At 63.9% G+C, this 19,505-nt stretch carries 17 protein-coding genes and 1 tRNA gene; 7 read left to right on the plus strand and 11 right to left on the minus strand.

Going from position 1 to position 19,505, the window contains the following annotated elements; all coding sequences use genetic code 11:
* Positions 1-5: 5 nt before the first annotated feature.
* The 10 genes from G6N81_RS03775 to G6N81_RS03820 form a co-directional block, all read right to left on the minus strand.
* Positions 6-437, minus strand: a complete 432-nt coding sequence (locus tag G6N81_RS03775; protein WP_206527897.1) for a hypothetical protein — start codon at positions 435-437, stop codon at positions 6-8.
* 560 nt (positions 438-997) lie between these two features.
* Positions 998-1,071 (minus strand) — tRNA-Leu (locus tag G6N81_RS03780).
* Between the two features lie 43 nt (positions 1,072-1,114).
* The gene (locus tag G6N81_RS03785) at positions 1,115-2,461 is read right to left on the minus strand and encodes an NAD(P)/FAD-dependent oxidoreductase (RefSeq protein ID WP_165133262.1); all 1,347 of its coding nucleotides are present in this window, start codon (positions 2,459-2,461) and stop codon (positions 1,115-1,117) included.
* Positions 2,454-3,863: a S8 family serine peptidase gene (locus tag G6N81_RS03790; RefSeq protein WP_165133264.1), complete on the minus strand. Its 1,410-nt coding sequence runs from the start codon at positions 3,861-3,863 to the stop codon at positions 2,454-2,456. The genes G6N81_RS03785 and G6N81_RS03790 overlap by 8 nt, the downstream gene beginning before the upstream one ends.
* Complete coding sequence (locus G6N81_RS03795; RefSeq protein ID WP_165133266.1) at positions 3,860-4,405, minus strand: DUF501 domain-containing protein; 546 nt, start codon at positions 4,403-4,405, stop codon at positions 3,860-3,862. Before G6N81_RS03795 ends, G6N81_RS03790 begins: the two co-directional genes overlap by 4 nt.
* 67 nt (positions 4,406-4,472) lie before the next feature.
* On the minus strand, positions 4,473-5,018 hold the full coding sequence (locus G6N81_RS03800; RefSeq protein ID WP_165133269.1) for an FtsB family cell division protein: 546 nt from the start codon (positions 5,016-5,018) through the stop codon (positions 4,473-4,475).
* Positions 5,019-5,053: 35 nt separating this feature from the next.
* A complete protein-coding gene (gene eno, locus G6N81_RS03805) occupies positions 5,054-6,334 on the minus strand; it encodes a phosphopyruvate hydratase (RefSeq protein WP_165133274.1) in 1,281 nt (426 codons plus the stop codon).
* A 172-nt stretch (positions 6,335-6,506) separates the two neighbouring features.
* Positions 6,507-7,295 (minus strand): GTP-binding protein, encoded by a 789-nt coding sequence (locus tag G6N81_RS03810; RefSeq protein WP_165133277.1) that lies wholly within the window; start codon positions 7,293-7,295, stop codon positions 6,507-6,509.
* A 26-nt stretch (positions 7,296-7,321) separates the two neighbouring features.
* Complete coding sequence (hisS, locus tag G6N81_RS03815; protein WP_165133280.1) at positions 7,322-8,593, minus strand: histidine--tRNA ligase; 1,272 nt, start codon at positions 8,591-8,593, stop codon at positions 7,322-7,324.
* Between the two features lie 7 nt (positions 8,594-8,600).
* Positions 8,601-9,245 carry a nucleoside triphosphate pyrophosphohydrolase gene (locus G6N81_RS03820; RefSeq protein WP_165137732.1) on the minus strand — a complete coding sequence of 215 codons (645 nt, stop codon included), beginning with the start codon at positions 9,243-9,245 and terminating at the stop codon, positions 8,601-8,603.
* A gap of 352 nt (positions 9,246-9,597) precedes the next feature.
* On the opposite strand from G6N81_RS03820, the gene G6N81_RS03825 reads away from it, so the two are divergent.
* From G6N81_RS03825 to G6N81_RS03850, 6 genes are read left to right on the plus strand one after another with little or no spacing between them, the layout of a single operon-like run.
* Positions 9,598-12,399 (plus strand): DUF4040 family protein, encoded by a 2,802-nt coding sequence (locus tag G6N81_RS03825; RefSeq protein WP_165133283.1) that lies wholly within the window; start codon positions 9,598-9,600, stop codon positions 12,397-12,399.
* Positions 12,396-12,788 carry a sodium:proton antiporter gene (locus G6N81_RS03830; RefSeq protein ID WP_165133286.1) on the plus strand — a complete coding sequence of 131 codons (393 nt, stop codon included), beginning with the start codon at positions 12,396-12,398 and terminating at the stop codon, positions 12,786-12,788. The genes G6N81_RS03825 and G6N81_RS03830 overlap by 4 nt, the downstream gene beginning before the upstream one ends.
* Positions 12,785-14,308, plus strand: a complete 1,524-nt coding sequence (locus G6N81_RS03835) for a monovalent cation/H+ antiporter subunit D family protein (protein ID WP_165133289.1) — start codon at positions 12,785-12,787, stop codon at positions 14,306-14,308. The genes G6N81_RS03830 and G6N81_RS03835 overlap by 4 nt, the downstream gene beginning before the upstream one ends.
* On the plus strand, positions 14,305-14,664 hold the full coding sequence (locus G6N81_RS03840; protein ID WP_165133292.1) for a Na+/H+ antiporter subunit E: 360 nt from the start codon (positions 14,305-14,307) through the stop codon (positions 14,662-14,664). The genes G6N81_RS03835 and G6N81_RS03840 overlap by 4 nt, the downstream gene beginning before the upstream one ends.
* Positions 14,661-14,918 carry an MrpF/PhaF family protein gene (locus G6N81_RS03845; protein WP_165133295.1) on the plus strand — a complete coding sequence of 86 codons (258 nt, stop codon included), beginning with the start codon at positions 14,661-14,663 and terminating at the stop codon, positions 14,916-14,918. Before G6N81_RS03840 ends, G6N81_RS03845 begins: the two co-directional genes overlap by 4 nt.
* On the plus strand, positions 14,915-15,265 hold the full coding sequence (locus tag G6N81_RS03850; RefSeq protein ID WP_165133298.1) for a cation:proton antiporter: 351 nt from the start codon (positions 14,915-14,917) through the stop codon (positions 15,263-15,265). The genes G6N81_RS03845 and G6N81_RS03850 overlap by 4 nt, the downstream gene beginning before the upstream one ends.
* 31 nt (positions 15,266-15,296) lie before the next feature.
* On the opposite strand, the gene mfd is transcribed toward G6N81_RS03850, so the two are convergent.
* Positions 15,297-18,926, minus strand: coding sequence for a transcription-repair coupling factor (gene mfd, locus G6N81_RS03855; protein WP_206527898.1), 3,630 nt, complete (start codon positions 18,924-18,926; stop codon positions 15,297-15,299).
* A 101-nt stretch (positions 18,927-19,027) separates the two neighbouring features.
* Between mfd and G6N81_RS03860 the strand changes: the two genes are divergently transcribed.
* Positions 19,028-19,489, plus strand: coding sequence for a hypothetical protein (locus G6N81_RS03860; protein ID WP_165133301.1), 462 nt, complete (start codon positions 19,028-19,030; stop codon positions 19,487-19,489).
* Positions 19,490-19,505: the final 16 nt, after the last annotated feature.

The following is a 19,505-nucleotide window of genomic DNA, read 5'->3' on the forward strand; positions in this document are numbered from 1 at the left end:
AAATTCTATGGCAGGGGTGCCCGACACGACGCCCGTTCCCAGGCACGTGAGCAACGCGGCGGCGAGGTCCTCGGGCTCGATTGGCTAGAGACGGTCGAGCCTGAACTCAGCGCGACGACTCGCTGCCGTCGACGTGCATCGGCCTCACGGAGGCGAGCCCGGATGAGCCAAGCGACGCTGGCAGGCCCGAGCCAGAGCATCTTGAACCCGTTCCAGATCGTCAGCAGGTCGAGCAGATGCAGCCAACCTGGCGCACCCTGATCGATGAGGCCGGTCAGCCACGCTGCGGCGAAGTACGGAATGGACAGCAACATCACTGCCGGTCCCCAGTTCATGCCGCGTCTGGTCAGTATGGCGTCAGCGAGGATGTTGGTGCGCATGTAGCGGCGCAAGAAGTTCCGGATGTGGATGCTGACCTCTGTCAGGAGGCGGAACATGTTCAGATCCTCTCAATCGCACCTTTCATCTGAGGAGGCAGCGCGTTGAGAAGGGCCCGGAGTCGGTCCGACCGCGTGCGGCCGAGTGGTGAGGAAAACCTGCCTCACTCCTACGGTACGTCCGAGTTCTGACATCTTGAAGGACTCACAGGAGCAGGCTGATCGGGTCATGTCCGATTGGGCGCCGTCCCGGCCCGTCCTGCTGGGGCCCGGTGATGGCCCGTCCGCGGAAGAGAGCGGCATCGGCGCGGGCATGGTCAATCTTCTGCGCCGCGCTCTCTGATTCGGGGCCGAGAGGGCAGTTGCTGGTGATGTGCTGGCGGTCGCGGTAGGCCGCCACCACTCTGGCACTGCGTCGCCGCACCTTCGCGGTTGTGTCTGATTGTCGGTGGATGTGGACTAGCGTCAATTAGTTGATTCGGCCTTCGAATGCGATGGCGAACGCTTTCAGCGCCGGCTTCCGCCTCGTCGCCTAGCGTGCCCTGCCGCGCCCGGACTGCTCTGCGGTCGCAGGACGGATCAGCCCTGCAACGTCGCTGGTTTGAACAACGGCCCTCCGGTGCCCCCTGTGGGGTTCGAACCCACACTGGACCGATTTTAAGTCGGCTGCCTCTGCCGATTGGGCTAAGGGGGCAAAAGGGCGCCCCGCACGTGTGCGAGGCGCCCTTCACAACAACTTACTTGCTGACGTCTGCCGGCGGCTTGGGCCGCGAGGCAAAGGCCTCGAAGAACTCACGCGGCTTCTGAGTCGTTGCAACCTGCACCTGGTCGCGGCCAAGGAAGAAGTTGTGGAACCAGCCCCACAGAACGCGCCACTTGCGCTCCCACGACGGCATCGCGAGACCGTGGTAGCCACGGTGCGCGCACCAGGCCAGGAAGCCCTTGAGCGCGATGTTGCCCGACTGGAACGCACCGTTGTACAGACCCAAGCCCGCAACAGCGCCCAGGTTCTTGTGCACGTAGTCCACGGGCTCATCGCCGCGGAGAACGCCCACCAAGTTCTTTGCCAGTCGCTTGGCCTGACGCACAGCGTGCTGCGCGTTCGGGACGCACATGCCGCCAACGCCGCCACCGGTCAGGTCCGGAACAGCAGCGACATCGCCGGCAGCCCATGCGCCGTCGATGATCTCGCCGTTCTCGTCAACGACGCGCAGATCGGCCTGCGTGGAGATACGTCCACGCGCCTCGCGCGGCAGGTCAGACCCGTTCACGACCTGCGGGTTAGCCATCACACCGGCCGTCCAGATGATGAGATCGCTGGGGTACTCGGCGCCGTCGCTGGTCTTGACCACGCCGTCGGTGGCGTCGGCACACTGCGTGTTCAGGTGAACGTGTGCGCCCTTCTTTGCGAGGTCCTTGAGCACCCAGTCGGCCGTCTGCTGCGACACCTCGGGCATGATGCGCGGAGCGGCCTCGATGAGGTGGAACTGCGTCTCGTCGAACGTGATGTTGGGGAACTTTTCCAGCAGCGCGGACGCGGCGGAGCGCAGTTCGGCGAAGGTCTCGATACCGGCGAAGCCGCCGCCGACGATGACCGTTGTCAGAAGACGCTGACGAAGTTCGCTGCCCTCGGGAAGGGCTGCCGCCCGCTCGAAGTTGCGAATGAGGGTGTCGCGTGCGTACACGGCTTCCTCAATCGACTTCATACCAACGGCGTTCTCGGCGATGCCGGGAATCGGGAAGGTGCGCGAAACGGAGCCGGCCGTGACGACGACGTGGTCGTAGTCGAGGTTCCAGCTGTCCCCGCCCTCGGGCGAGATCGTGGCGGTCTTGTTCGCGTGGTCAATGTTGGTGACCTTCGCGTTGATGACCGTCGTCTTCTTCAGGTGACGACGGAGCGACACCACGGCGTGACGGGGCTCAATTGCTCCGGCAGCGACCTCGGGGAGGAACGGGAGGTAGGTCATGTAGGGAAGCGGGTCGACCACGATGACCTCGGCCTCGCCCTTGCGAAGGTGCTTCTCGAGCTTCCACGCGGTGTAGAAACCTGCGTAGCCGCCTCCGACGATGAGGATCTTAGGCACGGAACGTTATCTCCTTGGAATTGTCATGTGATCGGCCACGCATCAGCTGCGCGCGCACCGATCTGATGCGCCGGGACACAGCGACGACGCCGAGCATTAGAAGAATACCAGCGGCGCTGATCGCCACGAGCGGCAGCGTCACCTCGCGCAAACTATCCGCCGTCGGAATCAGGGGGCTGGCGGCCTGTGCGGGCGGGTCCGGCGGCGGCAGCGCGGGCAGATCGACGGGATCTGGTGTCGGGGTGATGTCGCCGCCCGGGTCGTCCGATGTGGCGCTGCGATTGATGCGAATCCAGCGACTGAGATCCCCCATCGGATTCTCCTCGATGCGAGGCAACTGCGCCGTGATGGCCTCAGCCGCGTCGACGATTCCGAAACCGTAGAGCGGATCACGGTCACCCGATTGTCGCGGAGCAGGATCAGCGGTCTGAATGAGCTGATTGATGACGTTAATGGCGTCGAGCTCGGGCTTCGCGGACATGACGAGCGCCGCTACGCCCGCGACGATCGGCGCTGCCCCCGAAGTACCGCTCCACTCGTCGACCACACCGGATGGGCCGATGCCGCGCAGGTTTTCGCTGGGACCAGAAATACCAATCGTGGAACCCTGCGTCGACGCAGCTTCGCTGGCATTTCCGTTCTCATCCACTCCACCGACGACAAGTACGCCAGGAATTGTGGCGGGTGCGCCGACGACATCCGTTCCACCGGCACGATTTCCTGCCGCCACGACGACGAGAACGTCATGGTCGAACGCATAGCTGAAGGCACGGTCCCAGCTCTCATCCCATTGCGTCTGATTGGTCGTAAAGGAGAGGTTGATGATGTCGGCACCGTTGTCGACGGACCAGACAATGGCTTCCGCAACCTGTTCCGAGAACGAGACATCGCTGACGGCGCCAAAACCGAGAGACACGGACAAAATGTCAGCTTCAGGCGCAACGCCGATGACCCCGGCGTCGTCGGCGAGCCCCCGTGATCCGACGAGAGATGCGACCCATGTGCCGTGGCTGCGGGTACTGATCGTGCTTCCCAGAGGTGTACGACCATCAGACGTACCTACGCCAGACATATCGGTGCCGCCGACAACAGCGTTCTCCAGCTCAGGAATCCCGCCAGCAACACCGCTATCGATGACGGCGATCGTTACCCCTTCCCCGCGCGTAGTCTCCCACGCTTCTTCAATCCCGTACTGCTCAAGCCAGTACTGCGAGGAACGAATCGGATCGACGGGGTCGGGAGTCGGCGTCGGTGATGGCGTCGGGGACGGTGATGTGGTGGCGACGGGAGCCGGTGTCTCGTCCGTCACGGCAAGAGCGGCAGATGCCGGAAGAAGCGCGACAGCGGCCAGCAGCAGAACGGCGACAGCCGCCCCCACGATTCCGCGCGCGCCGCGTGTCATTCTGCGGCGACCTGCTCGTCACTGCGACGTGCGGATCCCGGTACGGCGCACTCACATCGCTCGGGAGACCAGGCAGACCGAGCGAGTGCGAGGTCGCCGATGGGGTTGACCCCGGGGCCTGCGGCGAGCGCATGCCCCGCGACGGCATGCAAGCACTTCACGCGCGTGGGCATGCCACCTGCCGAAATGTGAGCAATTTCCTCGACCTCTCCGAACTGAGCACGATCGGCGATGTAGGCCTCGTGGGCACGCACATACTGCTCTCGGACCTCCTCATCCTCACCGAGGAGGGCGTTCAGCTCGACCATCATCTGGCCCGACTCCAGACGAGACATCTCGGCCGTGGCGGCGGGATGCGTGAGGTAGTAAAAAGTGGGAAACGGCGTTCCCTGCGGCAGGCGCGGTGCCGTGGACACCACGGTGGGATTACCGCAGATACAACGGGCCGAAATGCCGACGACGCCGCGCGCCTCGCGGCCGAGCTGCTCGCTGACGACGCGGATGTCAGCGGCGCTCACAGGGGCAAATGGAGGTGTTGTCACGCATCGAGGCTAACCGTTCACCGCTGACATTCCCCGGTGCGAGGGGTACGAAAGATGCCCCTGAAAGCTATTCGTTATCGTCAGGCGTCGGAGACGGCGCGAAGACGTCGTCTTCTCCGTCTTCCGGGGAGGTTTCCGCAACGGCATGCTGTGCGAGCCCAGATTCGACGACGCTCCGCAAAACGGTTCCCATCCAGTCGCTGTCGCGCTCGACGAGGTCGGCGCTGACAGGACCGGATCCGAGAACGACATCGTCGACATCGATGTCGTTCTGAATGAGATACGTGACCTCGCCGGGCTGTGTGAAGTACAGGCGCTCACGCGCTTGGGTTTGGATATACGCCGGGTCATTCCAGCGCTCGCGCTCACGTTCCAGCTCGGCGATCTCGGCCTGTGTGACCGTCACCGACGCCTCGGCACGGTCGATTTGCTGGCGCATATCGACGTAGTGTCCAACGCTTGGCACGAGAACGAATGCACCAAGAACAACGAGCCCCAACATGATGACGGCGAATCCCGACAGCCGGACACTGCCCAGCCAGTCGCGAACGTCGACGCGCGCAGACCCCGCTGCCTTCCGGGAACGCGAAGAGGGAGCCGCCGGCTTTGCCATGCGACCCCCTCTCGTTCAGCGTGTGTCCGGAGCGATTAGCCCTGGAAGCGCGGGTAGGCGCTGCGGCCCGCGAACGTTGCCGCGTCACCCAGCTCCTCTTCAATGCGCAGAAGCTGATTGTACTTCGCGACGCGGTCGCTGCGAGCGGGCGCGCCGGACTTGATCTGACCGCTACCCACGGCGACGGCGAGGTCGGCGATCGTGACGTCTTCTGTCTCACCCGAACGGTGCGACATCATCGTCGTGTAGCGCGCGTTGTGCGCCATCGAGACGGCGTCGAGCGTCTCGGTGAGCGTACCGATCTGGTTGACCTTCACCAGGAGCGAGTTGGCGATTCCCTCGCGGATACCGCGCTCGAGGCGCTCGGGGTTGGTGACGAACAGGTCGTCGCCGACGAGCTGCACCTTGTCGCCGATCGCTGCGGTCAGGGCCGCCCAGCCCTCCCAGTCGTCTTCAGCGAGGGCATCCTCGATCGTGACGAGCGGGTAGTTCGAGAGAAGCTCCTCGTAGTACTTCGTGAGCTCTTCGGCCGTGAGGTCCTTGCCCTCGAACTTGTAAACGCCGTCGCGGAAGAACTCCGTCGACGCAACGTCCAGACCCACCGCGATGTCCTTGCCGGGGGTGAAGCCAGCCTTCTCGATCGCCTTCATCAGGAAGTCGAGAGCCTCACGGTTGCTGGGCAGGTCGGGAGCGAAGCCGCCCTCGTCGCCGAGGCCCGTTGCGAAGCCACCGGCAAGCAGTTCCTTCTTCAGGACCTGGTAGGTCTCGGCACCCCAGCGGATCGACTCAGCGAACGTCTCGGCACCGTGAGGGACGATGAAGAATTCCTGCATGTCGATGCCGTTGTCGGCGTGCTCGCCACCGTTGATGACGTTGAGCGCGGGAACGGGAAGAACGTGCGCGTTCGCGCCACCGACGTAGCGGTACAGCGGGAGGTCGGCGCTGTCGGCAGCGGCCTTCGCAACCGCGAGGCTGACGCCGAGAATGGCGTTTGCGCCAACGCGCTGCTTGTTGGACGTTCCGTCAACCTCGTTCAGTGTGAGGTCGACCAGACGCTGGTCGGTTGCATCAAGGCCCTCGATTGCGGGGCCGAGCTCGTCGATAACGCTGTCAACGGCCTTGAGGACGCCCTTGCCGCCGTAGCGAGCCTTGTCGCCGTCGCGAAGCTCATACGCTTCGAAGGCGCCGGTGGATGCACCGGACGGAACTGCCGCTCGCTGGACGATGCCGTCGTCGAGAAGAACCTCAACTTCAACGGTCGGGTTGCCGCGCGAGTCAAGAATCTCGCGTGCGCCTACTGCCTCGATCTGAGCCACGGATTACTCCTTAAAGGGTGACTGATGTGTGGAGGGGCGCTCCGTTCGGCGCGCGAGCGCTGATCGTTGAGCCGCCCTCGGTCCGTGGCCCATCCTATCCGTCCCCCAGGTCTCCCGCCGAGCTGTTCATCCGTTCGTCGCCTCGACCGGCACGCCGCAGCGGCGCTTTTGATCACTCGGTTGCCTGCAGCTCCAGCGTGGCCGTCGGCCACGGGTCGTCGAAGGAACCACCCTTCTGCCAGCGCAAAATCTCCTGTTCCGTGCAAAAGCAGTCCATCAACAGATCACGGAAGAGCTCGGTTTCGGCGCGCTCGCCGATCAGGGTCAGCTGCGTTCTTCTATCACCGAATCTCGGATCGAGATCTTTCATCCGCTCGACAAGGACCTCTCGCTCGAGCTGCGTGAGTCGCCCGCCGCCGGCAACGATGCGATCGCCGGCCTTCTGGGCGGCGCGACGCTGAGCGCGATTGGGGCGCGCCTCGCCAAGGACGCCGGCTTTCCAGTAGCCGATGGCTTCGAGTCCGATCTGTCCGGCTGCCTGGCTCCATGCCAGAACGCGATCATCGCGACTGGGAAGCCAGAAGAACCCCTTGCTGCGATAGCACTGCTGCGGAAGAGCGGTCGTGAACAGCCGGTGCAGGCGTGCGGGGTGCAACGGGCGCGGGTCGTCGATGACGAGAGACGCAATGCCATCCTGCGTACCCCGCTCGTCGTCCATCGCTTCGAGTTCACGGCTGAGCACCTCCACGCGGTGATAGTCATACTCGGGCATCGCCGCTATTCGCTCGAAGGCCATGTGTCCGTAGTGAATCCCATCGATTGCGACACTGGGATTGATGTCGCTGACGGCGGCCGCCACCCGCAGCAGCTCGACTTCCGTGAGCTTGTCGACCTTGGTGAGGAGGATCTGACTCGCGAAGAGGCACTGTTCGACAACGAGCGATTCGAAGCCGCGTGGCAAGGGGCGTCTCTGCAGATTCGGGAGTATTAGCCGAGTGGCTTCACGTCGAGGTCATCCTGCGAAGCGGACACCGTGGCGAACGCGGTGTACCCATCAGCCTCCGCACGCGCAAGTAGCCCCTTGAGGTTCTTCGTGCGCTTTTCGAGCCGTACGCGCGCCCCCGTCGCGACCAGGGCGGCTTTGTGCCGCAGCAGCTCGGACACCGGGACATCCTTGTCGTGGACAAGGACAACAGCAGAACCCGCGCTGTCTTCCGCGATCTGCACCAGTTCAACGATTCGTTCAAACCCGATCGAGAAACCAACGGCCGGAACATCCTGCCCGAGGAACCGCCCGATCATGCCGTCATAGCGACCACCACCACCCAGTGAGTACGACACATCGGGGTGCGCAATCTCGAAGATCGTTCCGGTGTAATACCCCATTCCGCGAACGAGGAACGGGTCGAACTGCAGGGGCGCGGCGCCGCGCGCGGCGATGACTGCCGCACCGATCCCGGTGAGGTGCTCGACGATCTCTTCCGGAACACCCGCGGGCAGCATGGCCCGGATCTGCTCGGCGCCGAAGGATCCCGGAGCGTCCTCGGGGAGATCCGCGAGGAAGGACTCGAGGGCCGCAACAGCCGTCTCGCTACCGCCGCGTTCCCGTAGCTCGGCTGCAACGCCAGCCGGGCCAATCTTGTCGAGCTTGTCAATCGTAATGAGAACCCCCGGCCGCTCCTCCGCCGGAAAGCCGAAAGTATCGAGCATTGCATCGAGTGCACGGCGGTCGTTGATGCGAACACTCGTCCCCTCCAGGCCGAGCGCATCAAGCGCGTCGAGCGTTGCCGTGATGAGCTCTGCCTCCGCGCGGCTCGTCGCATCACCCATGACGTCGATATCGCACTGAACGAACTGGCGATAGCGCCCCTTTTGCGGGCGCTCCGCCCGCCAGACGGGCGCAATCTGCACGGCTCGGAACACGGTCGGCAGCTCCGCACGGTGGCTGGCGTAGAAACGCGACAGCGGTACCGTCAGGTCATAACGCAGGCCCAGATCGCTCAGCGCCGACGTGTCCTCAGCGGCGTCGCGGACGGCGTCCGCATCGAGGCCGCGCTTCAAGACATTAAACGCCAGCTTCTCGTTGTCACCGCCGATCCCCGCGTGCAGGCGAGCATGCTCCTCCATGACGGGCGTTTCGATCTCATCGAAACCATGGGCGCGGTAGCGCTCGCGAATGATCGCGAGAACGCGCTCGCGGCGGGCCTTGTCAGCGGGGAGAAAATCGCGCATGCCGCGCGGCGGGTTCACAGTTGCCATAACGAAGTCATTCTTCCACTTCGGCGGCGCGGATCTCCTCCGCAACTGCGCGCATACGCCCGCGAAGTGCACGCTCGGCGTCCCAGCCCCTGGCGCGCGCGACGGCGACGAGTCCGAGAATCGTGTCTCCGAGCTCCTCCTCGCTCTGCGGGAGCAGGGGAACCCCCTCCTCTTCTTCTATGGCTTCCGAAGCGGCAACGGATTCGAGGAACTCCTCGCCGACTCCGACCTTCTGTCCTTTGTCGAGCACCTTCTGCGCCAACGCGAGCGAAGACATGCCCATCGGGACACCGTCAAGAACCGAACGACGCTCGCTCTTCTCGGAGGCCTTTGCGGCATTCCAGAGTTCGAGAACCCGCTCCGGTGTTTCGGCCGTTTCCTCACCGAAGACATGCGGGTGACGACGAATCATCTTCTCCGCGAGCGTGGCGGCGACGTCCTCCAGGTCGAAAGGATCATCCGCACGGTTCGACGCCACAGACGCGTGGAACAGCACCTGCCACAGAAGATCGCCCAGCTCTTCTCTTAACTCGTCTGCGTCACCGCTTTCGACCGCCTCGATCACCTCGGCGGATTCTTCGACGAGGTACGGAACAAGTCGTTCGTGTGTCATCGCCTGCGACCAGACGCACCGATCATGGACATCGCGCATCACGTTCGCCGCGCGGAAGAGTTCGGGGTATTGATCGCTCACCCGATCAATTCTCCTCCACGCCTGCGCGCACTGCGCCCCTTCAGAGATCGCCTCACCGGTACTGATACGATTCTGCGCAGTATGAGCACGTCAGGACAGCGCTGCAGGTCAGCATTCGCACCGGTGTTTCGCGTCCCTGCTCATACCGGCACCAACGGGCATATTTCTTCCTGGGGAGCGAACCTCTCCGGGGCCATCCCCGAAGAAACGGCGCACGAACGTCGGCGCTATTCGGTCTGACGCACACGCGAGGACAATCGCCGCCGTTCGGCTCGATGATTGATCAGCCCTCCCGAACCGAGGTGACCCTTTGCTCTTTGCCTGTGTCGCGGCCGTCGTACTCTTGTGCGCCGCCGCCCCCGCCCTCACGCGCTTCGCGGGACGCAACGCCGGCTGGATCCTCGCCGCGGCCCTTCTGGCCGTCGCCGGGGCGCTCCTTGCTACGACCGGCTTCGCCCCCGATAGCGCGGTAGAACAACACGTTCCCTGGATCCCCTCTCTCGACATCGGACTCACGCTCAGGCTCGACGCGCTCTCGCTCGTGTTCTCGATGCTCGTCCTCGTCATCGGAGCGGGAATCCTCGCGTACTCGGCGCGATACTTGAGCGCCGCGGGGACGCACGGCTCGTTTTACACACTCATGACGACATTCGCCGCGGCAATGCTCCTCCTGGTGCTGTCGAACGACATCGTCGTGCTCTTCGTTGCTTGGGAAGCCACAACCCTGTGCTCGTTCTTCCTGATCGCGCGCTCCGGAGAACACGCCCGCGAGCCCGCGATCCGCACCCTGCTCGTCACGGCAGCGGGCGGACTCAGCCTTCTCGGCGCCGTCGCCGTGATGGTGGTCGGTTCCGGCACAACGCTCATCAGTGACATCCTCGTGTCCCCCATGTGGACCGAGCAGCCGGGCTACGCCACCGCCGCAGCCGTCCTCCTCGCCGGGGCCGCCTTCACCAAGTCAGCCCAGTTCCCCTTCCAGGCCTGGCTTCCCGACTCCATGGTCGCGATCACTCCCGTGTCCGGGTACCTTCACGCGGCGGCGATGGTCAAGGCCGGTATCTACCTCCTGCTGCGCTTTTCGCCCCCGCTCGCCGGCGACACCCTCTGGTCCACTCTGCTGATCACGGCTGGGCTCATCACGGCGCTCCTTGGCGCGAGCGCAGCGCTCAAGCGCTACGACCTCAAAGAACTTCTTGCCTACTCGACCATCAGCCAGCTGGGTCTTCTCGTTGTGATGATCGGCGTTGGCACGCCCGCAGCTCTGACAGCGGCCGTTGTTCACACTGTCGGCCACGCGCTGTTCAAGTCTTCACTGTTCATGTTCGTCGGCGTCATCGATCATGAAGCCGGCACACGCGACATCCGCAAGCTGCGCATGATGCGTCTGCGGATGCCGGTCACGGCGATTGCCATGACCCTCGCGGCAGCGTCCATGGCGGGCGTTCCGCTCCTGCTCGGCTTTATCTCGAAGGAGATGATGTTCGAGAGCTTCCTGGATGCCGGCACCGGCTGGGTCGTTCCCGTCGTGGTGATCGGTGCCGCGATCACGAGCGCGCTGACCTTCGCATACTCGGGTCGCCTCATCCTTGGCGCATTCTCCGGACGGGGTGAGCGCACGATTACCGAGGCACCCACGTCATTTTGGATTGTCCCGGCTCTTGCTGCGGTCGCGGGCCTCGGCCTCGGAATCGTTCCGTTCATTCTCGACCCGCTCGTCGACGCCGCAGCGACTGCCGTCATCGGACAACCCGCCCATGCGCACCTTGCGCTGTGGCATGGCTTCACCCCTGCGCTGGGCGTTTCGGCGCTCGTGATCGCTTCGGGGGTTTTGCTCATCGTCTTCCGCAACCGGGTCGAAAAAGCCACCGAGAACATCAGCATTCCGATCTCGGGGCTCGCCGTTGTCGACGGCACGCGCTTCGGGATCATCCGCGTCGGCGGCGTTGTCGGAACGTGGACGGGAACACGCTCGCCGCGCCTGCATCTGGCACTTCCTGTTGTGTCGCTCGTGGTAATCGCCGCTCTCGGATACATCTTCGTCGGCGAACTGCCCGCTGTGATCGGCGATGCCTCCCGCCCGATGGACTGGCTGCTTCTTGCGCTTGTCGCGGCTGGTGTTCTCGCGCTGCTGCGCGTTCGCACTCGGATCTCCGCCGTCGTCGTCACGGGTGTCATCGGTTTTGCGATGACCCTGTGGTACTTCACCCTCGGGGCCGCCGACGTGGCGATGACGCAGCTGCTGGTGGAAATCCTGACGGTCTGCGTGATGGTGCTCATGCTGCGCCGCCTGCCCGCCAAGATCGAGCGTCAAACATGGCGCAAGCGCGTCCCCGCAGCACTTCTCGCGGTCGCTGCCGGTGTGGCGACAACCGTTGCCGTCTGGGCGCTCACGGGCCGACGAGAGATGTCGGATGCCGCCGAGTACTACCTCACCGAGGGGTATGTGACAACGGGCGGCCCGAACATCGTCAACACGATCCTTGTCGACTTCCGCGCCTTCGACACGCTGGGCGAGCTGACGGTCCTCGGCATCGCGGGCGTTGCCATGGCGGCGCTGTTGCACTCACGCCATCTCACGGGAACCCGTTCGGCCCGTATCGACACATCGTCTCCGTTGGCGAACGCCGAGAAGAACGCTGTGTTCGTCGGCACGATCACGCGAATCCTTGGGCCCATCATCATCGTCCTCTCGATCGTGCTCCTGCTGCGCGGTCACTACGAGCCTGGTGGCGGGTTCATCTCGGCCCTGGTCGGCGGCGCAGGATTCGCGCTCGTTTACCTCGCGGCGCCGTCCGACTCGGCCGCACGCGTTCGGTGGCCGTACATGGCCCTCATCGGTGCGGGAATCGTGGTCGGAACGGGAACCGGCTTCCTCGGCTATCTCGAAGGATCGTTCCTCACGCCGATCGATTTCGACATCTTCGGCTACGGGCTGTCGTCGGCTCTCATCTTCGACCTCGGCGTGTACCTCGGTGTCATCGGCATCGTGCTCGCCACCTTCAATCTGCTGGGCAGGCGGCACCGCGTCTCCCACGATGACGATCCCGAAGCACCAACGGGGCCCGTGCCCGTCACAGAATCCGCCACGACAACGGGAGGGAGCGGACGATGACACTCGCCATCACCGCAGGCATCCTCGTCGCAGGAGCCGTCTACCTGCTCATGCGACGCGAGATGCTGCTGATCATCCTCGGCTTCGTTCTTCTCAGCCATGCCGCGAACCTCATCATCATGGCGGCCGGTGGCGCATCACGTCGCGAAGAGCCGTTCGGAACTCCCGATGACATTTCTGTTGTCGCCGATCCCCTGCCCCAGGCCTTTGTTCTGACGGCCATCGTGATTGCCTTCGCGATCACAATCTTCATGCTGGTTCTCGCCGGAACAGGAACGGACACGGACAACGCGGAGGACGGCGCGACGGACGAAGACGAGCCGCAACCGAACGAGTCCGGCACCGCGGAGCCCTCGATGTCGAACGAACGAGAGGAGGCATCCGCATGATCGGATCACTTCTTCCCCTGTTCGTGGCGATTCCCCTCATCGCCGCTGGTTTCCTCACAATCATCGGCCACCGCCCTCGGCTTCACCTTGTCGTCATGTTCGCCGTCATCACCGGCGCGCTTGCGGGGTCGATCGCGCTCGTGGCCGCGCTCGTCGGCGGCAGAACGTACGCACACGGCGTCGGATCGTGGGGCTTCGGAATCGCGATTCCCTTCGTCGCTGATATGTTCAGCGCCCTCATGCTCGTCGTCACGGGCCTGCTGGCCGTTGTCTGCGTTCTCTTCGCCGTCATCGCCCACCGAACGATGTCGCGCTTCTTCGCGCCGCTGATCCTCGTTCTCGTCGGCGGTGTGAACGGCGTGCTGCTCACGGCAGATCTGTTCAACATGTTCGTGTTCATCGAGGTCATGCTCTTGCCCTCGTACGGGCTGTTCGTGCTGGCACGATACGGCGAAGCACCGCTCGGCCGGATTGCCGGAGCTCGACTCTACGTGGTTCTGAACCTGCTGACATCGACGATCTTCCTCATCGGCGTCGGTTTCGTCTACGGAACGGCCGGAACGGTCAACATGGCAGAGCTCGCCGGCGCTGCCGCAGAAGACAGCACGGTGGCGATTGCCGGTTCGCTGTGCCTGTTCGCGCTCGGGATCAAAGCGGCGATCGTTCCGGTGCACGGTTGGCTGGCAAAGGCATACCCCGCCACGTCCCCCGCGATCACCGCACTGTTTTCCGGTCTGCATACCAAGGTCGCGATCTACGGTATCTACCGCATCTACGCGTATATGTACGACGGCGATGCCCGTTGGCTGTGGATCGGTGTTCTGCTGTTCTGCGCGACGATGCTGCTGGGCGTGCTCGGCGCCGTCGGCGAGAAGACCACCCGGTCAATTCTCGCGTTCCACATGGTCAGCCAGATCGGCTACATCATGCTGGGCATCGCGCTGTTTACCGAAGCGGGGCTCGCCGCCGGTATCTTCTATCTCTTGCATCACATGATCGTGAAGGCATCGCTCTTCCTCTCAACGGGCGCGATCGAGGTCACTTACGGCTCCGGAAAAATCGGCGAGGTTCAGGGCATGGCGAAGCGTGAGCCGATTCTGGCCGCGGCGTTCTTCGTCGCCGCACTTTCGCTGGCCGGCATCCCGCCATTCTCGGGCTTTGTTGCGAAAATGTCGCTGATTTTCGCCGCGCTCGATGCTGGGCAGATCGCCGCCGTTGTCATCATGCTCGTCGTCAGCATCATTACGCTGCTGTCGATGCTCAAGATCTGGGGTGGGGTGTTCTGGGGCAAGGAGAAGTTCCCCGAAACGCCGCCGATCACCGCGGGCTCCGCCCTCGCGACCACCCAGGTCGCCGCTCAGAAAAAGGTGGGCGCCGCTCTCATGGCTCCCGCCGTTATCCTCGCACTCGTCACGCTGGGCCTCGGGCTCGGAGCGGAGTTGCTGATGTCACTGTCTCAAACGGCCGCAGCGGGCCTCCTCGATCCCACCTCCTACATTGAGGCGGTGATGGGCTCGTGACCTGGCTGACGTGGCCGTTCCGCCTCATCGGCTACGTGTTCTGGTTTGCCGGTCAGCTCGTGAGCTCGAACTGGAAAGTTCTGCACGACAACCTGACCCCGGGCCAGGGCACGCAGAACGGGATCGCGCGCATGCCGACGAAATGCCGTACCGACCTTGAGCTCACGCTCCTGGCTTCGTGCATCACGCTGACACCCGGAACGCTGACGATCGGAACGGACACAACGGGGGACGGAACACGCGTGTTGTTCGTGCACGGCATGTACGCCGACAGCCCGGACGTGCTGCGTGCGGAGTTGCAGGTTATGCAGAACCGACTCTTGCGCGCCCTCCGACGGAAGGGACTGAACGCATGATCGGAATCGACATCGGGATCGTCCTGCTCGCACTCGCCTGCCTCCCCGCGATCTATCGGATGATCGTTGGGCCAACAGATGCCGACCGAGCGGTTGCCGGAGATCTCCTCCAGTTCGCTGTTGTCGGGCTCCTCGCGCTTGCCGGAATCCGCATCGCAAGCGTGTACACATTCGACATCGTGCTGGTCGCCGCGATCGTCGGCTTCTTGTCGGCGATCTCGCTGGCCCGCGCGCTCACGAGAGGAAAGCGATGAACGTTTTGCAGATCATCGGTGATGTTCTCGTCGTCATCGGCGGGCTGATCTTCCTGTCAGCCGCGCTCGGAATCATGAGGTTCCCCGATGCCTATACCCGCATCTCGGCCGTGGGAACGGCGGGCGGACTCGGTATTACCTTCGTCGTCGTCGGTGCCGTGATGCATTCGCCATCCCTCGCGGACACCGTCAAGGTGATCCTCATCGTTGTCCTCCAGCTCACGACAAGCGCCATCGGCACGATCGCAATCGCCCGCTCCGCGTATCTCACACGCGTTCCGCTGGCGCGCAGGAAGTACGACGAGCTGGCAACCGCCGAGGAAGAACCGACGACCGGCCACGAGTGACGGCGGTTTCGCGCAACGCCGCGAAGGGCGATCAGGCTGAGGCTTGGTCGCCCTTCGCCGTTTCGGGCGCCTTCTGCAATGGGAAGAGCGCGTCGAGGAGCTGCCGGACCCAGTCCAGAAGCGCGGCATCAGTGAGGGGCTGTCCTCCGGCAGCCGGCATCGGGACGACAAGGGCATCTGCGCCCCCGATGACCTTGCCACCGGGGTAGAGCCGCTGCAGCCGGACCTTCATCGAATCCGGAAGCTGCGCCGGTGCAATACGCAGGTTCTTTCCCATCGCCACAACGTCAGCCAGGCCGGACTGCGCGGCACGGCGACGCAGTCGTGCCACCTGCACGAGACCCGTCACGGCTTCGGGCGGCTCACCGTAGCGGTCGGTGAGCTCTTCGATCACGAGATCGATCGCGTCCTCGTCCGCTGTGGCCGTTGCCGCGGCTGACAGCTTTTGGTAGGCCTCCAGGCGGAGGCGCTCGCTGTCGATGTAGTCGTCGGGAATGCGTGCGTCGATGGGCAGCTCCAGGCGCAGCTCCGTCGGCCCGTCGTTCTCGATACCGCGGAACTCGCTGACGGCCTCACCGATCATGCGCAGGTACAAGTCGAAGCCGACTCCCGCGATATGGCCAGCCTGCTCCGCTCCGAGCAGGTTTCCCGCTCCGCGTAGCTCGAGGTCCTTCATTGCTACCTGGATACCGCTTCCGAGATCGTTGTGAACGGCGATCGTCTCGAGACGGTCGGCTGCGGTCTCCGACAACGGCTTGTTCTCGTCGTAAACGAAATAGGCATAAGCCCTCTCACGACCACGACCGACGCGTCCGCGGAGCTGGTGGAGCTGCGCCAGGCCGTATTTATCAGCACGATCGATGATGATCGTGTTGGCGTTCGCGATGTCAATACCGGTTTCGATGATCGTCGTGCACACGAGCACATCGAACTTCCGCTCCCAAAAGTCATCGACGACCTGCTCGAGCTGCTTTTCGCTCATCTTGCCGTGCGCCACCGCGATCCGTGCCTCCGGCACCAGCTCAGCAAGATGATTGGCGACCTTCTGAATCGTCGTGACGCGGTTGTGCACGTAGAACACCTGTCCCTCGCGCAACATCTCTCTGCGAATGGCCGCGCCGATCTGCTTGTCGTTGGAGGGGCCAACGTACGACAGGATCGGGTGACGTTCCTCCGGTGGGGTGGCAAGCGTGGACATTTCGCGGATGCCCGTCACGGCCATTTCCAGCGTGCGCGGAATGGGGGTCGCACTCATCGCGAGGATGTCGACGTTGGTCTTCAGCTTCTTCAGCGCATCCTTGTGTTCAACGCCGAATCGCTGCTCCTCGTCGATGATCATCAGGCCGAGATCCTTGAACGCGATGCCTTCCGTGAGGATGCGATGCGTTCCGATCACCATGTCTACGGTGCCATCGGCGAGGCCCTGGATCGTGTCCTTTGCCTGCTTCGCCGTCTGGAAGCGGCTGAGTGCGCGGGCCTTGACGGGGAACCCGGCGAATCGCTCAGAGAAGGTCTCGAAGTGCTGTTTGACGAGAAGGGTGGTCGGCACCAGCATGGCGACCTGTTTGCCTTCCTGGATCGCCTTGAAGGCTGCTCGCACAGCCACCTCGGTCTTACCGAAGCCGACGTCTCCGGACAGAAGGCGGTCCATCGGAATGGACTTCTCCATGTCCCGTTTGATCTCGTCGATCGTCTGCAGCTGGTCTGGTGTCTCGGCGAAGGGGAACGCCTCTTCCAGCTCCCGCTGCCAGGGGGTGTCGGGGCCGAAGGCGTACCCCTGTGATGCCATGCGTGCCGAGTAGAGCTTGACGAGCTCGACAGCAATGTCCCTGACCGCTCGTCGCGCCTTCGACTTTGCCTGGGACCAGTCAGATCCGCCCATCTTGGACAGCTGAGGGTTTTCACCGCCGACGTACTTCGAAAGCAGGTCAAGCTGATCGGTTGGCACCATCAGCTTGTCACCGGGATACCCGCGCTTCGACGGCGCGTACTCCAGTACGACGTAGTCACGCAGCGTCTTCTGCGCGTTCTTGCCGCCCGTGGAGACCTCACGCTGAACCAGTTCGACGAACCGTCCAATGCCGTGGGTCGTGTGCACAACGGGATCACCCGGCTTGAGCTGAAGAGGGTCGACGACATTGCGCCGGCGCGATGCGAGCTTCTTAACGCCCTGTTCGCCGCCCCGCGCGGTACGTCCGTAGAACTCGGCGTCGGTCAGAACGGCGAGTTTCACGTCGTCACTGACAAAACCGCGTTCAATGGGCGCTGCGACAAGCGTGGCGACCCCAGGCTCCGGTGTTTCGTCAATCGCGTCAACGATGCGCGCCGCAACACCGAGGTCGCTCAGAACGTCTCGTGCTCGCTCAACAAGGCCGATTCCCGCGGCGGCGAGAACAACGGACCACCCCTGGTGCAGCAGCCCGATGACGTAGCGCGTTGCTCCGTCGACGTCTCCCTGGAAAGACGGGATCGCCGTTGCGTCGACGCGGGCTGTTTCTTCACGGGCGGGTGCGAACTCACCGTCTGCCTCGGCGAGTTCGGCCTCAATCGCCGCGAGACCGGAGTCGAAGGGGCTAAACGTCCACCACACTCCACCTCGTTCGTGCACGATGTCACGCAGCTCGACGATGGTGAAAAATCCGCTTGATTCATCAATCGACACGGGAGCCGATCCCCCGGCCGTCGCTGTGCTCCACGCTGCCTGCAGGAACTCGGAATTCGTCTCTCCCAGGCTGATGGCACGAGAAACGGCGCGTTCGGGATCGACGAGCGCTGCCGCCGCCCCCTCGGGAAGATATTCGGCAAGTGAGACAAGCGGACCCGCGACAAGCGATGAGAGCGACTCCATCCCTTCGGCGGGGATCCCCTGCGCCATCTTCTCGAGCATCTGAGCGATGCCGGGATATTCAGCCTGCAGTTCGCGGGCGCGCTGGCGAATCTCCGGGGTGAGCAAGAGCTCGCGGCTGGGCAAGAGGACAAGCTCGGTGACGTCTCCCTGCAAAGAGCGCTGATCTGCCACGGAGAACTGCCGGATCTGATCGACCTCATCGCCAAAGAACTCGACGCGGTACGGATGGTCCGCTGTCGGGGGGAAAACATCGAGGATGCCGCCACGCACGGCGAATTCACCACGACGCGACACCATATCCACGCGCAGGTATGCGAGCTCGACGAGGCGTTCGGTCGCATCCTCGAGCCACATGTCTCGCCCGCCGACGATCAAAGTGACAGGCTCTGCGTCGCCGAGGCCCCGCGCGAGCGGTTGAATCGCGGCGCGAATAGAGGCGGTCACGACAAGTGGCGTGACTCCATCCCACTGTGTGAGGGTACGCAGGGTCTCGAGGCGACGCCCGACCGTTTCGGGTGTCGGGCTGAGCCGCTCATGCGGAAGAGTTTCCCATGCGGGAAAGTCACGCACGTCTGCGCCGGGGATGAGCGACCTCAACGCTCCGGCGAGGGCTTCCGAGCGACGGCTCGTCGGCGCGATTGCGACGATGACGGGCGGATGACCTGACGCTTGGCGCCGTTCGAGAAGCGCGGCGATCGCGGGAGCATCGAGCCCCTCGACGAGAGACACATCCGCGTCCGTTGACGTCGCGACGAACGCCTCGCGGAAGGATTCAGAGGAATCGAGGGCACGCAGAATCCCGGAGACAGTCACCCGTTAATTCTACGGGCGAGACACTGCCCAGGAGCCGCGCGCACTGCCCAAGTGCGCATCGCCTCTGCACCTGAATCGTGCCGCGGGCATACGGTGGCAGTGTGAGCCCTGTTCCCACTGCCCCCATTCCCGTTCCGCCCGGCGTTCCGGCCCAGGTTCCGGCGGTCCGGCCGCGGCGCGGCGTTGGTGTTGTGGCGTTCGTGGCGGCAATACTCTCACTGGTGATCGGTGGAATCGCCATTGCTGTCGCGGGGTACTCGATCGCCTTCGCACTCCGACTGAGCGACTACCCCGGTCTGGTGCTCGACTTCGAGGCCCAGTTTTGGCGAACGCTCTCTTCGGCGACGTGGTCGGTGGTCTGGTTACTTGCTGCGTGGGTCGTTCACGCACTTCTTGCCCTCTGGGCGCTGATCCAAGGCACCGTCGCGGCAGCGATCGGCCGCGGACGCGTCTGGGGCGTCATTGCGATCGTCGTATCGCTGACGGCGTGGATTCCCCTCGCAGCGCTGACGCAGGCGGCCGTCCTCGGCGGGATCTCGGGCCTCGTCCCGTTTATCGGCTGACGACGCAAGGTGAAAA

Origin of the sequence: Microbacterium amylolyticum, assembly GCF_011046975.1 — a bacterium.
GTDB lineage: Bacteria > Actinomycetota > Actinomycetes > Actinomycetales > Microbacteriaceae > Microbacterium > Microbacterium amylolyticum.